This is a genomic window from Microbacterium sp. F2E (genome assembly GCF_020905435.1).
GTDB lineage: Bacteria > Actinomycetota > Actinomycetes > Actinomycetales > Microbacteriaceae > Microbacterium > Microbacterium lacticum.
Genome location: NZ_JAJJIB010000012.1, coordinates 48930 through 63282, shown reverse-complemented (window position 1 = coordinate 63282; position 14353 = coordinate 48930). Strand labels below are relative to the sequence as shown.

The 14353-nt window shown below is 69.9% G+C and carries 12 protein-coding genes; 5 read left to right on the top strand and 7 right to left on the bottom strand.

Annotated elements, in window-relative coordinates; genetic code table 11:
• Positions 1 to 2: 2 nt before the first annotated feature.
• Positions 3 to 1298 (bottom strand): sugar ABC transporter substrate-binding protein, encoded by a 1296-nt coding sequence (locus LOK55_RS10325; protein WP_229935294.1) that lies wholly within the window; start codon positions 1296 to 1298, stop codon positions 3 to 5.
• A 139-nt stretch (positions 1299 to 1437) separates the two neighbouring features.
• Positions 1438 to 2454, bottom strand: coding sequence for a glycerophosphodiester phosphodiesterase family protein (locus LOK55_RS10320; protein ID WP_196322985.1), 1017 nt, complete (start codon positions 2452 to 2454; stop codon positions 1438 to 1440).
• Between the two features lie 164 nt (positions 2455 to 2618).
• Here LOK55_RS10320 and LOK55_RS10315 point away from each other — a divergent pair, with 164 nt between their 5' ends.
• On the top strand, positions 2619 to 3536 hold the full coding sequence (locus LOK55_RS10315; protein ID WP_229935293.1) for a Bax inhibitor-1/YccA family protein: 918 nt from the start codon (positions 2619 to 2621) through the stop codon (positions 3534 to 3536).
• Positions 3537 to 3661: 125 nt separating this feature from the next.
• Here LOK55_RS10315 and guaA read toward each other — a convergent pair whose 3' ends face one another.
• The 4 genes from guaA to LOK55_RS10295 form a co-directional block, all read right to left on the bottom strand.
• A complete protein-coding gene (gene guaA / locus LOK55_RS10310) occupies positions 3662 to 5245 on the bottom strand; it encodes a glutamine-hydrolyzing GMP synthase (protein ID WP_229935292.1) in 1584 nt (527 codons plus the stop codon).
• Positions 5242 to 5715: a DUF3817 domain-containing protein gene (locus tag LOK55_RS10305; RefSeq protein WP_141381212.1), complete on the bottom strand. Its 474-nt coding sequence runs from the start codon at positions 5713 to 5715 to the stop codon at positions 5242 to 5244. The genes guaA and LOK55_RS10305 overlap by 4 nt, the downstream gene beginning before the upstream one ends.
• Positions 5716 to 5807: 92 nt before the next feature.
• Entirely contained in the window at positions 5808 to 6650 is an 843-nt protein-coding gene (locus tag LOK55_RS10300) for an SURF1 family protein (RefSeq protein WP_374107649.1), read from the bottom strand.
• A gap of 68 nt (positions 6651 to 6718) precedes the next feature.
• Positions 6719 to 7837 carry a GuaB3 family IMP dehydrogenase-related protein gene (locus LOK55_RS10295; protein ID WP_229935308.1) on the bottom strand — a complete coding sequence of 373 codons (1119 nt, stop codon included), beginning with the start codon at positions 7835 to 7837 and terminating at the stop codon, positions 6719 to 6721.
• A gap of 232 nt (positions 7838 to 8069) precedes the next feature.
• Between LOK55_RS10295 and LOK55_RS10290 the strand changes: the two genes are divergently transcribed.
• Positions 8070 to 9224 carry an FAD-dependent oxidoreductase gene (locus tag LOK55_RS10290; RefSeq protein ID WP_229935290.1) on the top strand — a complete coding sequence of 385 codons (1155 nt, stop codon included), beginning with the start codon at positions 8070 to 8072 and terminating at the stop codon, positions 9222 to 9224.
• Positions 9225 to 9291: 67 nt separating this feature from the next.
• Here the strand turns inward: LOK55_RS10290 and guaB are convergent, their stop codons facing one another.
• Positions 9292 to 10794 carry an IMP dehydrogenase gene (gene guaB / locus LOK55_RS10285; RefSeq protein ID WP_229935289.1) on the bottom strand — a complete coding sequence of 501 codons (1503 nt, stop codon included), beginning with the start codon at positions 10792 to 10794 and terminating at the stop codon, positions 9292 to 9294.
• A gap of 286 nt (positions 10795 to 11080) precedes the next feature.
• On the opposite strand from guaB, the gene LOK55_RS10280 reads away from it, so the two are divergent.
• Genes LOK55_RS10280 through LOK55_RS10270 form a run of 3 tightly spaced genes read left to right on the top strand, consistent with a single transcriptional unit; the run spans position 11081 to position 14337 of the window.
• Positions 11081 to 12349, top strand: coding sequence for a branched-chain amino acid ABC transporter permease (locus tag LOK55_RS10280; protein ID WP_374107648.1), 1269 nt, complete (start codon positions 11081 to 11083; stop codon positions 12347 to 12349).
• 7 nt (positions 12350 to 12356) lie between these two features.
• Positions 12357 to 13337 (top strand): branched-chain amino acid ABC transporter permease, encoded by a 981-nt coding sequence (locus LOK55_RS10275; protein ID WP_229935288.1) that lies wholly within the window; start codon positions 12357 to 12359, stop codon positions 13335 to 13337.
• Complete coding sequence (locus LOK55_RS10270) at positions 13327 to 14337, top strand: ABC transporter ATP-binding protein (protein ID WP_268252497.1); 1011 nt, start codon at positions 13327 to 13329, stop codon at positions 14335 to 14337. The genes LOK55_RS10275 and LOK55_RS10270 overlap by 11 nt, the downstream gene beginning before the upstream one ends.
• Positions 14338 to 14353 lie beyond the last annotated feature (16 nt).

Here is a 14353-nt window from a genome sequence, read left to right as displayed (position 1 = left end):
GCTCACTGTCCGCCGTTGAGCACGTCGGTCATCTCTTTCGCCGCGTCGGCCGCAGCCGTCTTGACGTCCTTCTGCCCGGAGAGGATCGACTGCATCATGGCGCTCGTCGTCTTCTTGGCCTGCACCGCGCCGAAGGTCGGCGTCACCGGCAGGGACGCACCGCCGTCGACCATCTGCTTCGCGAACGGCTCGACGAGCGGGTCGGCGCTGTCGATCGACTTCTGCAGCAGCGAGGTCTGACCCGGGAAGTAGCCCGACTGCTCGCCCCACTTCTCGGCGAACTCGCCCGTCGTCATCAGCTTGACGAACGCGAAGGCCAGATCCTTGTCGTCCGCCGTCTCGAAGATGCTGAGGTGCGAGCCGCCGAGCACGCTCGGCGCGATCCCGCCGGTCTCACCGGGGATCGGCACGGCGGCGAACTTGCCCTTCATGTCAGGGTTCTTCTCGACGATCGCCGACGGGGTCCACGACCCCATCACGGCCATCCCGATGTTCCCCTGCGAGAACCCGTCGAGCACGTCGGTCTCGCGCCAGGTGGTGGCGCCGGCCGACGAGAGCCCGTGCTCGGTCGCAAGGCCCGTCCAGAACGAGATGCCCTTCACCGAGTCATCCGAGTCGAGCTCGCTCGTCCAGGTGCCGTCCTTCTCGGTCGCGACCTCGCCGCCGGCTCCCCACACCCACGGATAGACCGTGAACTCGGCGTCGCCGGGCACGGCCACGCCGAGCATGTCGGGATGCGCCTGCTTGATCGCGATCGCGTCGTCCTGCAACTCCTGCCAGTTGGTGGGAGCCGACAACCCGAGCTCGTCGAAGATGTCGGAGCGGTAGATGAGCGAGCGCACGCCGGCGTACCAGGGCATGCCGTACATCTGACCGTCGTAGGTGCCCGAGTCGACGAGCCCCTGCACGAGATCGCCGTCCAGCCCCGCGTCCTTCACGTCGTCGCCGATCGGGGCGAGCGCCCCCGCATCGGCGAACTCCGACGTCCAGGTGGTGCCGGTCTCGGCGACGTCGGGGGTCGTGCCGCCGGCGATGGCGGTCACGAAGCGGTCGTGGGCGTCGGCCCACTGCACGAACTCGACGTTGAGTTCTGCCCCGGTCTCCTTCTTGAAGGCGGCTGCCACGTCGTCGAAGTACGGCTCGGCGTCGGGGTTCGTGCCCTGCATGATCCAGACGTCGAGCGTCTTGCCCTCGCCCGACACGTCGCCGTCGCCGGTTCCGCCACCGCCGCTGCTGCAGGCGGTGACCGCGAGCGCGAAGGCGCCGAGAACGGCGACGGAGGTGATGCGCTTGTTCATGTGGTCTCCTCTTGTGCGGGGTCTGAGCGACCCAGGGAAACCATATGGAATAAATGCCCGGTTGTCAGCAGCGTATTGGTAATTTTTTCCAATTGTCATCTGCCCGTGACATTCGGCGGCCGTTCCGGGCGGCGCCGGGTCAGCCGAAGAAGCCGAGTCCGAGGTCGGGGTGGTCGACGAAGACGCCGTCGACACCGGCATCCGCGATCACCTGCCATTCGCTCTCGTAGTCGCCGAACGCGGCCTTGTCGCGCCCGCGGCGGAAGGAGGCGAGCAGGAAGGCGTTCTCGGGTCGGCACGTCCACGTGAACACGCGGAGTCCGCGTGCGTGCGCGTCGGCGACGATCCGCGAGGGGCCGGCGGTGCGCCCGAGCCGGTCGGGGGCGAGGATCATGCGCTTGTCGACGCTGATGCCGTCGACCAGCCGGGCGAGGGCATCGAGGCCGTCGCGGCTCGTCGGGCTCGCCTGCTCCGCATAGGTGGGCGCGGCGGCGCCACGCGCCGCGACCAGGTCGTAGGGGCGACCCGCAGCCTCGAGCAGATAGACGTATGTGCCTCGAATGCCGAGCTCCCGCACCTCGCCGAGCACGGTCGACTCGAACGACTCGACGACGAGGGGCAGCTCGCCGTCGCCCCAGCGGGCGGCGCGCAGCTCGTCGGCGATCGCCCGCGCGACGTCGTAGCCGAGCGACCCGAAATAGGTGGCGTGCTTGATCTCGAGCACGACGCCGATCTCGCGGCCCTGGTCGAGGGATGCCTCGCGCACGAGATCGAGCACGTCGCGCAGCCGCAGCGGAGGCTGCGTGCCGTCGAAGCTGGCGCTTCCCGGGCGGAGCTTCGGCAGCCGCTCCCGGCAGCGGAGCGTCGCGAGCTCGGCCCAGGTGAAGTCCTCGGTGAACCAGCCGGTGATCTCCCGGCCGTCGATCGTCTTCGTCCGTCGCCGTGCGGCGAACTCGGGGCGGTCCGCGACGTCGGTCGTCGAGCCGATCTCGTTCTCGTGGCGCACGACCGCCACCCCGTCGGCGCTGAAGACCACGTCGGGTTCGACCGCATCGACGCCGAGCGCGAGCGCGAGGTCGTACGAGGAGCGCGTGTGTTCGGGGCGATAGCCCGGCGCCCCGCGGTGGCCGATGACGAGAGGACGACGACGCGGCATGGATCCAGGCTAGCGACCCGACCTGCGGGCAAAGTTGAGTCGAGTTGCCTCAGGTTTTCTCAGCGTACACACAGCACTCGACCTGCCGCAGCGAAGGTGGAGCCGTTACGCTGGAATTCCGCAGGATTCCACTGCGGCACCCCTCGCATTGGAGAGAGACCACCATGGCCTCGAGCAGCAACCCCGCATTCGCCCACCCCGCATTCCAAGAGCGGTCTTCCGCGCAGCGCCCCGGGCTGACCCCGCCGGCTGCCCAGACCCAGTTCAGCACCGCCTCTGCGCAGGCCACCGACGCCGCCGTGCAGGCCCAGCTGGAGGGCGCCTACGCCGCCCCCTCCGCCGGCGCCATCGACACCGGCCGCATGACGGTCGAGGACACCGTCCTGAAGACGGTCGCCCTCTTCGGCGTGCTGCTGGTCACTGCCGTGGTCGGCTGGATCTGGACGATGGCCGGTGTCACCGCAGCCAACCCCTCCCCCAGCATCGCGCCGTGGATCATCGGCGCGCTCGGCGGATTCGTGCTCGCGATGGTCGTGACGTTCACCTCGCGCAAGAAGATCCGCCCCGCGCTGATCCTCGCGTACGCCGCGTTCGAGGGTCTGTTCATCGGTGGCATCTCCGCGTTCTTCGAGTTCATCTGGCCGGGCATCGTCGTGCAGGCGACGCTCGCGACACTCTCGGTCGTCGGTGTGACCCTGGCCCTCTTCGCCAGCGGGAAGGTGCGCGCGTCGAAGAAGGCCACCAAGGTCTTCATGATCGCGATGATCGGCTACCTCGTCTTCTCGCTCATCAACGTCGTCATGATGATGTTCGGCGCGTTCCCGGCCGGCTCGGGCGGACCCTTCGGCATGCTCTCGCACTACTCGATCATGGGCATCCCGCTCGGCGTCATCATCGGCGTCGCCGTCGTCATCATGGCGGCGTACTCGCTGGTGCTCGACTTCGACTCGATCCAGCAGGGCGTCCGCAACGGCGCCCCGCGCCCCTTCGCCTGGCTCGGCGCCTTCGGCATCATGGTCACGGTCGTCTGGCTCTACGTCGAGATCCTGCGTATGATCGCCATCCTCCGCGGCAACAACTGACGCCCCGGCATCCACGACAAGGCCCGTCCGGCTCCGCCGGGCGGGCCTTCGCCGTCCGGGCCGCGTTCCCGGGACGACGGATGCCGGGGCGCGCGCCCCGGCATCCGGTCATCCTCTCGCGGAGGTCACTCCCACTCGATGGTCCCGGGGGGCTTCGACGTCACGTCGAGCACGACCCGGTTGACCTCGCGCACCTCGTTGGTGATGCGGTTCGAGATCTTCGAGAGCACGTCGTAGGGCAGGCGCGTCCAGTCGGCAGTCATCGCGTCCTCCGACGAGACGGGGCGCAGCACGATCGGATGCCCGTACGTGCGCCCGTCCCCTTGCACGCCCACCGAGCGCACGTCGGCGAGCAGAACAACGGGGCACTGCCAGATCTCGCCGTCGAGCCCGGCCTTCGTCAGCTCCTCGCGGGCGATGGCGTCGGCATCACGCAGAATCTCGAGGCGGTCAGCGGTGACCTCACCCACGATCCGGATGCCGAGGCCGGGGCCCGGAAACGGCTGCCGCGCCACGATCGCCTCGGGCAGGCCCAGGTCGCGCCCGATCTGGCGCACCTCGTCCTTGAAGAGGGTCCGCAACGGCTCGACGAGCTCGAACTGCAGATCCTCCGGCAGGCCGCCGACGTTGTGGTGGCTCTTGATGTTCGCGGTGCCGGTGCCGCCGCCCGACTCGACGACGTCGGGGTAGAGCGTGCCCTGCACGAGGAAGCGGATCGGGTCGCCCTCGGCCGCCGCCTCGGCGAGAAGCTCCTGCTGCACCTTCTCGAACGCCCGGATGAACTCGCGCCCGATGATCTTGCGCTTCTGCTCCGGGTCGCTGACGCCGGCGAGCGCCGCGAGGAACGTCTCCCGCGCGTCGACCGTGATGAGGCGCACGCCGGTGGATGCCACGTAGTCCTGTTCCACCTGCTCGCGCTCGCCCTTGCGGAGCAGCCCGTGGTCGATGAACACGGCGACGAGCTGGTCGCCGACAGCCTCGTGCACGAGCGCCGTGGAGACCGCCGAGTCGACACCGCCCGACAGGGCCGACAGCACACGCCCGGAGCCGACCTGCTCGCGGATGCGAGCGACCTGCTCGGCGATCACGTTGCCGCTGTTCCAATCGGCGGGAAGACCGGCCGCCTTGTGCAGGAAGTTCTCGATGACCTGCTGACCCTGCTCGGAGTGCTTCACCTCCGGGTGCCACTGCACCCCGTAGAAGCACTTCTCCGCGTTGCCGAACGCCGCCACGGGCGTCGCGTACGTCGACGCGAGCACCTCGAACCCCTCCGGGGCGGCGGCCACCTGGTCGCCGTGGCTCATCCACACGATCTGATCGTCGGGCTGTCCGCCGAGGAGCACTCCCCCGTCGCCCGTGACACGGGCATCCGTCGCCCCGTACTCGCGGAGCCCCGTGTTCGCGACCTCGCCGCCCAGCTGCTGGGCCATCACCTGGAAGCCGTAGCAGATGCCGAGGGTCGGCACCCCGAGCTGCAGCACACCCGGATCGAGCGACGGCGCGCCCTCCTCGTAGACCGACGACGGACCGCCGGAGAGGATGAGGGCGACCGGGTTCTTCGCCTCGACCTCCGGGGCCGTGACCGTGTGGGGCACGATCTCGCTGTACACACCGGCCTCGCGCACGCGCCGCGCGATCAGCTGCGCATACTGCGCGCCGAAGTCGACGACGAGGACGGGACGCTGGGCGGTCTCGGTCTGAGCGGTCACCGGGTGCCTTCCGTGGCGGGGATGGTGGGGGCAGCTTCCGACGCCTCACGCTGCGCGAGGTAGGCCTTGACCTCGCGGCCGACGCGAGCCTCCATGAAGAACGACAGCAGCGGCACGATGCCGCCGAGGGCGAGCGTGATGAACCGGCCGAAGCCCCAGCGCATGAGGCTCCACACGCGGAAGCACGCGAAGAGGTAGACGACGTAGAACCAGCCGTGGGCGATGAGGATGCCGAGGCTGAGATTCACCCCGTCGCCGGTGGAGTCGTGGCCGGCCGCGGTCTCGACGACCGGCGCGAACCACAGGAACCCGCCCGATCCGCCGAGGAACAGCTCGTAGCCGAACGCGTATTTGATGAGCATCTCGGCGCACAGGAGCAGCAGCATGACACCCGTGATCACCGACGCGATCTGGTAGAAGCGCAGCGCGCCGCGGATCGCCGGGAAGGTGGCGAGCTTGGGCTGAGGCATGGGTTCCAGTCTAGTCGGCGGCCGGAGGCTCACTCTTCGTCGGACCGGTGGTGCAGGAGTGGTCCCCGGCGCCACACCAGGTGACTCCAGCCTCAGCGATCCGACGGATGATGAGCCGAGGCCGCCTCCTCGAGCGCCTCGACCTCCTTCTCCCAGGCGTCCCGCGCCAGGCGGTACCACATGTAGAAGGCGAATCCGGCGAAGATCGCCCATTCGACGGCGTAGAAGATGTTCAACCAGTTGACGTTCGACCCCTCGTCGGGCGCCGGCGAATCGATCGGCTGGAGGCCGGCGGGAAGGCTCTCGCCGGCGCCGGCGCCGGCGGTCTCGGCGGTCTCGGCGACAAGGTACGGGCGGTACACGTTCAGCTCCGCCACGTCGTGCCATCGTCCGAGGAGCGCTGCCGGCGACATCCGCGTCATCTCGGTCGCCGGCGCTCCGCGCGGCGGCAGGGCGGGGCCCTCGTCGGAGATCAGGCGCCCCGTGAGCTGGACCGCGGCTCCGGGGTCGGCGTTGAGGGTGGACGCCGCGGCGTCGGCCGCGGCGCGGTCAGCCGTCCACCCGATCGCGACGGCGAGGGAGGTCGGGCCGTCCGTGGCATCCGCGACGGCCGCTGCGCCCGAACCGGTCGGGTCGACGCGCAGCTGCCCGGTCACCCAGTAGCCTTCCTCGCCGCCGTTGTAGCGCGACGAGACGACGAGGAAGTCACCCGCGACGAACGCGCCGGCGACGTCGACCCGCTGGCCGACGAGGGGTTCCGGCAGGTACTCACCGGGGGCGACGACCTCGGCGATCGGCTCGACCTGCTCGGTGATGCCGGCCGGCGGCGGATCGGTGTCGATCGCCCGGCCGAGCTGCCACTGACCGAGCCACGCGAACACGGCCGCGACCAGCAGCGCGAAGCCGAGCATGCCGATCCACCACGGGCGCAGCATGACCTCGCGCAGGGTCGGCGGGAAGACCTCGTCGGACGCCGGCGCGCGTTCGGGTATAGCGCCGGTCATCAGTTCACGGAGTACGGCGCGACGACGACCTCGACGCGCTGGAACTCCTTGAGGTCCGAGTAGCCGGTGGTCGCCATGGACTTCTTGAGCGCGCCGATGAGGTTCGCGGTGCCGTCGGCGACGGGCGCGGGGCCGTAGAGGATCTGCTCGAGAGTGCCGACCTGCCCGACCTCGACGCGCTTGCCGCGCGGCAGTTTGGAGTGGTGCGCCTCGGGACCCCAGTGGAAGCCCTTGCCAGGCGCGTCGGTCGCGCGCGCGAGCGCGACACCGAGCATCACCGCGTCGGCACCCATCGCGAGCGCCTTGACGATGTCGCCCGAGGTGCCCACGCCGCCGTCGGCGATGACGTGCACGTAGCGTCCACCCGACTCGTCGAGGTAGTCGCGGCGCGCACCGGCGACGTCGGCGACGGCCGTCGCCATGGGGGCGTGGATGCCGAGGGTCGCGCGCGTCGTCGACGCCGCTCCCCCGCCGAAGCCGACGAGCACGCCGGCGGCGCCGGTGCGCATGAGGTGCAGGGCGGCGGTGTAGGTGGAGGCGCCGCCGACGATCACCGGCACATCGAGGTCGTAGATGAACTTCTTGAGGTTCAGCGGTTCGGCATCGCTCGAGACGTGCTCGGCCGACACGGTGGTGCCGCGGATCACGAACAGGTCGACGCCGGCGGCGACGACGGTCTCGTAGAGCTCCTGCGTGCGCTGCGGGGTGAGCGCCCCGGCGACGGTGACGCCGCCGGCGCGGATCTCGGCGAGGCGGTCGCGCACGAGCTCGGGCTTGATCGGCTCGGTGTAGAGCTCCTGCAGGCGGCGGGTCGCCTCGGTGGCGGGCAGGCCCGCGATCTCGGCGAGCAGCGGCTCAGGGTCGTCGTAGCGCGTCCACACGCCCTCGAGGTCGAGCACGCCGAGGCCGCCGAGCTGGCCGAGCATGATGGCCGTGCGCGGGCTCATCACCGAGTCCATCGGCGCGCCGAGCACGGGGATCTCGAACCCGAACGCGTCGATCGACCACGACGTCGAGACGTCTTCGGGGTTGCGGGTGCGGCGCGAAGGCACCACCGCGATGTCGTCGAACGCATACGCGCGGCGGGCGCGCTTGGCGCGGCCGAGCTCGATCTCCATGCTCACACGCCCAGCCTACCCGCGCACCCCCGCGCCCTCGCCTGCCGCGCCTCGGGAGCCGCCCCCTCGCGACTCGGTGGCGGTTGTGGCGGCCTCCACCGCCGGCACCCCGCCACAACCGCCCACACCTCCCGGGCGCGAGGCATCCTCACCGAACGCGTACGAAGGGGTTCGTGTCGCACCGTGTCGTGCGCGCGAAGCGCGAGCGGGCCGGCGTGCCAGGATGGGAGGCATGCGGATCGTGGTGGTCGGGGGCGGGGTGATGGGCCTCGCCACGGCGTGGCAGCTGACGCGGCGCGGCGAGCGCCCGATCGTGGTCGAGCGTTTCGCGCGCGGCCACCACGAGGGCGCGTCGCACGGGGAGACCCGCAACTACAACAACGCCTATGGCGACGCGCACTACCTCGACCTGCTGGCTGTCGCCCGCGAAGGATGGGATGCCTTGGGCGAGGTCGACGGAGAGCCGCTGCTGCGCCGACACGGCCTCGTCTCGCACGGTCCCGGACCGGCGCTCGGCGCGGCGAACCGCGCTCCGCTGGCCGAGCTCGCCGATGCGCTCACGGCCCGGGGCATCCCCGCCGACCTTCTCGACGGAGCCGAGGCGGCGCGCCGCTGGCCGGGGATGCGCTTCGAGTCCACGGTGCTGTACTCGCCCGACGCCGGCGTCGCGCGCGCCGCGGCGGCGCTGCGCGAACTCGAACGCCGCACCGTCGCGGCGGGCGGGGAGGTGCGCTGGAACACGCGTGTCGCGGCGATCGCCCCCGACGCCGACGGCGTCGATGTCGTGACGGGTGCCGGTGTGCTCCGCGCCGACGTCGTGGTCGCGACAGTCGGGGCGTGGACCGAGAAGCTCCTCGGCGCGAGCGGCGACGCGGGGCCGGCGGCTACGGGCGGTGGCGTGACACGCGGTGGTGGCCTCGGCATCCAGCTGCCCCGCCTGCGGGTCACCGAGGAGACCCCCGCTCATTTCACGCCCCGGATCGACGTGCCGTGGCCGTCGTTCAACCACTTCGTGGCGCCCGGCTCGCAGCCGGCGAACGTCTACGGCATGCCGACGCCGGGCGAAGGCGTCAAGGTCGGGTTCCACGGCATCGGCGACGAGGTCGACCCCGATGCGCGCCCGCACCGGAGCGTGCGCCAGCGCGAGCTGCGCGCGTACGTGCGCGAGTGGTTCCCCGGCCTCGACCCCGACTCGGCCGTGCCGATCTCGTGCACGTACACGACGACGCCCGACGAGGCATTCGTGCTCGACCGAGTGGGCCGGGTGGTCGTCGGCGCGGGATTCTCCGGCCAGGGATTCAAGTTCGCCCCCGGCGTCGGCGCGACGCTCGCCGAGCTGGCACTCGACCCCACCGCCCGCGCCGACCCCGCGTTCCGGCTGCGCTGAACGCGCCCGCTCGCGCGTCGACTTGTGGGCAGTCGTGCTGGGACGCCGCGGCGCGCCGCCCCCGGGCTCAGCGTTTGTAGTTGGGCGCCTCGACGACGATCTGCACGTCGTGCGGGTGGCTCTCCTTGAGGCCCGCGGCGGTGATGCGCACGAACTTTCCGCGCGCCTTCAGCTCCTCGATCGTGCGCGCGCCGACGTAGAACATCGACTGACGCAGGCCGCCGACGAGCTGGTACGCGACCGCCGACACGGGGCCGCGGTACGCGACCTGGCCCTCGATGCCCTCGGGGATCAGCTTGTCGTCCGAGGGGATGTCGGCCTGGAAGTAACGGTCCTTCGAGTACGAGGTCTTCTTGCCGCGCGTCTGCATCGCCCCGAGCGAGCCCATCCCGCGGTAGAGCTTGAACTGCTTGCCGCTCTGGAAGACGATCTCGCCCGGCGACTCGTCGGTGCCGGCGAGGAGCGACCCGAGCATGACGGTGTCGGCCCCGGCGACAAGCGCCTTGGCGATGTCGCCGGAGTACTGCAGACCGCCGTCGGCGATGATCGGGATGCCCGCCTCGCGGGCGGCCTGGTACGCCTCCCAGATCGCCGTGACCTGCGGCACGCCCACGCCCGCGACGATGCGCGTCGTGCAGATCGACCCCGGACCGACGCCGACCTTCACGGCGTCCACACCCGCGTCGATGAGCGCCCGCGCGCCCTCACGCGTCGCGACGTTGCCGCCGATGACGTCGATGTGCTCGAACGTGGCATCCGTCTTCAGCCGCGTCACCATGTCGATGACGCCCTGCGACTGTCCGTTCGCGGTGTCGACGACGATCACGTCGACCCCGGCGTCGCGGAGGGCCTCGGCGCGCTCCCACGCGTCGCCGAAGAAGCCGATCGCCGCGCCCACGCGCAGCCGTCCCTGGTCGTCCTTCGTCGCGAGGGGGTACTTCTCGCTCTTGTCGAAGTCCTTGATCGTGATGAGTCCGGCGAGCTTGCCCGCGTCGTCGATGAGCGGCAGCTTCTCGACCCGGTGCTGCGCGAACAGGGCGATGACCTCGTTCGCGCCGATGCCGGCGCGCCCGGTCACGAGCCCCTCGGTCGTCATCACGTCGCGCACCTTGGTGGTCTGCCGCTCGAAGCCCGACACGAAGCGCATGTCGCGGTTCGTGATGATGCCGACGAGTGTGCCGGCGTCGTCGATCACCGGCAGACCGGAGATGCGGTACTGCGCGCAGAGCTTGTCGACCTCGTCGATCGTCGCGTCCGGCGTCGTCGTGATCGGGTCGGTGATCATGCCCGACTCGCTGCGCTTGACCTGGTCGACCATCGCGGCCTGGTCGGCGATGGAGAGGTTCCGGTGCAGGATGCCGAGGCCACCCTCGCGGGCCATCGCGATCGCCATGCGCGCCTCGCTGACGGTGTCCATCGCCGCCGACAGCAGCGGCGTCGCCACCGTGATGCGGCGGGTCACCCGCGAGGACGTGTCGGCCTCTGACGGGATGACGTCGGTGTGCCCCGGAAGGAGCAGCACATCGTCATAGGTCAGACCGACGAAACCGAACGGGTCGTTGTACTCCACTGGCTCTCCTGCCCCTCGCGCGCGCGTGCATCGATTGTAAGTCGCGCGGGACCGCGTTCATTCCGCACGGCGAGACCTCGCCGCACCCCCCACGACGATCCGACGAGAACATTCCGATAACGAGTCAGTGGTCGAAACAATCCGGACACATTACGCTCGTACCGTCGTTGATCACTGCCGATGCGACCGCCCCACCCGACGGGTGCGCTGACTGGAGGAACCTTTGAGTCCCACGACCGTCGCTGCGCGCAGCCCACTGCGGTGGCTGGTGCTGACCCTCGGCGGCATGCTCGCCGCCGTCGCCCTGTTGTTGAGCATGCCGGGGGCATCCTTCGCCGCCTCGGGCGACGACGGGGGTGACGACAGCACCGATCTCCCCTACACGATCGTCGTGAACGTGCGCTCCGGCGGCGAGGCCGTCGCCGGCGCGACCGTCATCGCGAGGGGCGGCGACTTCGAGGGCGAGGCCACCACCGACGAAGACGGCCGCGCCCGCATCGGCGTGCCCGACAAGGAGACGGTCTGGACGATCGAGCTCGTCAAGTCGAGCCTGCCGAGCGGCGTCGAGGCCCCCGACGGGTTCGCCTTCACGCAGGAAGCGACGTTCGGGGCGGGCAGCTCAGTCACGAAGAACTTCACCCTCGTGGCGGCCGAGCGCCAGACGACGAGCTTCGCCGACCAACTGGCCTCGCGCGTGGTCAACGGCCTCAACTTCGGCCTCATGCTCGCCCTCGCCGCGATCGGCCTGTCGCTCGTGTTCGGCACGACCGGCCTGTCGAACTTCGCGCACGGAGAGATGGTCACCTTCGGGGCGCTGATGGCGCTCCTCTTCTCGACGGGGGTGGGCTGGTCGATCTGGATCGCGATCCCGATCGCCGTGGTGCTCTCGGCGGGTTTCGGATTCGCAATGGATGCCGGGTTGTGGCGCCCCCTGAGGCGCAAGGGCCTCGGCACCGTGCAGCTCATGATCGTCTCGATCGGTCTGTCGCTGGCGCTGCGCTACCTCTACCAGATGTTCGTCGGCGGCGGCACCGAGCAGCTCCCGGGCGCCGTCTCGCAGACGATCCCCGGCCTCGGCCCCATCCGCCTGACGGTCACCGACGTGATCAGCATGGCGGTCTCGCTGATCGTCATCGGCCTGTTCGCGTGGTGGCTCATGCGCACCCGCATCGGCCGCGCGACCCGCGCCGTCTCCGACAACCCGTCGCTCGCGGCGGCGAGCGGCATCGACGTCGACGGGGTCGTCCGCATCGTCTGGATCGTCGCGGCGGGGCTCGCCGGCCTCTCCGGTGTGCTGTGGGCCTACTTCCGCCCCGGCATCAAGTGGGACATGGGCACGAGCATCCTGCTCCTCATCTTCGCGGCGGTGACCCTCGGCGGTCTCGGCACGGCGTTCGGCGCGCTGATCGGCTCGATCATCGTGGGCCTGCTCGTCGAGGTGTCGACCCTGTGGATCCCGTCCGACCTGAAGTACGTCGGCGCGCTGGTCGTGCTGATCGTCATCCTCCTGTTCCGTCCGCAGGGCATCCTCGGACGCCGAGAGCGGATCGGTTAGGCACATCATGAACTGGCTGCAGATTCTCAACAACACGTTCGCGCAGATCCTCGCCCCCGCGACCCTCGGGTACGCCCTCGCGGCGATCGGCCTCTCCGTGCACTTCGGCTTCGCGGGCCTGCTCAACATGGGCGTCGCGGGATTCATGGCCATCGGCGCATACGGCTTCGCGATCTCGATCCTCACTTTCGGCCTGGCGTGGCCGGTCGCGGCACTCATCGGCCTGCTGGCCGCGGTCGTCTTCGCGATCATCCTCGGCATCCCGACGCTGCGCCTGCGCGGCGACTACCTCGCGATCGTCACGATCGCGGCCGCCGAGGTGCTGCGCCTCCTCTTCCTCACCTCGAGCTTCCGTCAGTGGACGGGTTCGGCCGACGGACTGAGCGGCTTCCAGGCATCCTTCCGCGCCAGCAACCCCCTGCCTCCCGGCAAATGGGGCTTCGGGCCGTGGACCTATCAGTCCGACCAGTGGTGGGTGATCGTCGTCGGCGTCATCACGATCGCGATCGTGGTGCTGTTCGTCTGGCTGCTGATGAGCAGCCCGTGGGGCCGCGTGATCCGAGGCATCCGTGAAGACGAGGATGCCGTGCGCTCGCTCGGCAAGAACGTCTTCGCCTTCAAGATGCAGGCTCTCATCGTCGGCGGCATGATCATCGCCGCGGGCGGCATCATCACGGCGATGGGCACGAACGTCAACCCGAACGTGTACGTCACCTCGCAGACGTTCTTCGTGTGGACGGCGCTGCTGCTCGGCGGTGCGGCGACGATCTTCGGCCCGGTGCTCGGCGCGGTGCTCTTCTGGATGGTGCGTGCGTTCCTGTCGAACCTGCTGCCGGCGATGGTGCAGGCGGGGCTCCTCCCCTTCCTCACCGTCGAGCAGAGCCAGATGCTCGTCTTCGTGCTCGTCGGCATCGCGCTCATGCTGATCGTGATCTTCCGCCCGCAGGGCATCCTCGGCAGCAAGAAGGAGTTGACCTTTGTCCGCTGACACCGTGGCCCCGACGCCGCGCCCCAAGTCCACCGGCCTCCACCGCGTCGACCCCGCCGACCCGAGCGGCGAGATCCGCCCGGGCGTCGCCAAGGTCGACCCGATCATCGTGATCGACGGGGTGACGCGCGTGTTCGGCGGTCTCACCGCCGTCGACGTCGACCACCTCGAGATCCCGCGGAACGCCATCACCGCGCTCATCGGCCCGAACGGCGCCGGCAAGACGACGCTGTTCAACCTGCTCACCGGGTTCGACAAGCCGAACACGGGCACCTGGTCGTTCGACGGCACGAACCTCGCCGGCATCCCCGCTTTCAAGGCGGCCCGGATGGGTCAGGTGCGCACCTTCCAGCTCACCAAGTCGCTCGGTCTGCTGACCGTGCTCGAGAACATGAAGCTCGGCGCCACGCACCAGACCGGCGAGCACCTGTGGGCGAGCATCTTCCCGTTCCTGTGGAACGCGCAGGAGAAGAAGAACGAGACGAAGGCGCGCGAGCTGCTGACGCGGTTCACACTCGACTCCAAGGAGAAGGACTTCGCCGCGTCGCTCTCGGGCGGCCAGCGGAAGCTCCTCGAGATGGCGCGCGCCCTCATGAGCGACCCGACCCTCGTCATGCTCGACGAGCCGATGGCGGGCGTGAACCCGGCGCTCACCCAGTCGCTGCTCGACCACATCCTCGATCTCAAGGATCTCGGCATGACCGTGCTGTTCGTCGAGCACGACATGCACATGGTGCGCCACATCGCCGACTGGGTGGTGGTCATGGCCGAGGGCAGGGTCGTCGCCGAGGGCCCGCCCGACACGGTGATGAAGAACCCCGCGGTGATCGACGCCTACCTCGGCGCCCATCAGGACGTCGACCTCGGCGTCGTCACGGGCCGGTACGAGGGCGAGCTGGGGGCGGACGCCACGGAGCTCGTCGAGGCGACGCACGAGATCGACCGCGCGATCGTCGACGACGCGGAGCGCAAGGACGAGCAGACGGAGGACCTCACGTGAGCAGTTCAGCCCCCGC

Excerpts from the sequence above, each read along its gene's own strand:
- LOK55_RS10300 (WP_374107649.1), bottom strand. The coding sequence starts at position 6,650 with ATGCTGCGCCCGTGGTGGATCGGCATGCTCGGCTTCGCGCTGCTGGTC.
- LOK55_RS10280 (WP_374107648.1), top strand. The coding sequence starts at position 11,081 with ATGCTCGCCGCCGTCGCCCTGTTGTTGAGCATGCCGGGGGCATCCTTC.
- LOK55_RS10290 (WP_229935290.1), top strand. The coding sequence starts at position 8,070 with ATGCGGATCGTGGTGGTCGGGGGCGGGGTGATGGGCCTCGCCACGGCG.
- LOK55_RS10315 (WP_229935293.1), top strand. The coding sequence starts at position 2,619 with ATGGCCTCGAGCAGCAACCCCGCATTCGCCCACCCCGCATTCCAAGAG.
- LOK55_RS10275 (WP_229935288.1), top strand. The coding sequence starts at position 12,357 with ATGAACTGGCTGCAGATTCTCAACAACACGTTCGCGCAGATCCTCGCC.
- LOK55_RS10295 (WP_229935308.1), bottom strand. The coding sequence starts at position 7,837 with ATGGAGATCGAGCTCGGCCGCGCCAAGCGCGCCCGCCGCGCGTATGCG.
- LOK55_RS10325 (WP_229935294.1), bottom strand. The coding sequence starts at position 1,298 with ATGAACAAGCGCATCACCTCCGTCGCCGTTCTCGGCGCCTTCGCGCTC.
- LOK55_RS10305 (WP_141381212.1), bottom strand. The coding sequence starts at position 5,715 with ATGCCTCAGCCCAAGCTCGCCACCTTCCCGGCGATCCGCGGCGCGCTG.
- LOK55_RS10320 (WP_196322985.1), bottom strand. The coding sequence starts at position 2,454 with ATGCCGCGTCGTCGTCCTCTCGTCATCGGCCACCGCGGGGCGCCGGGC.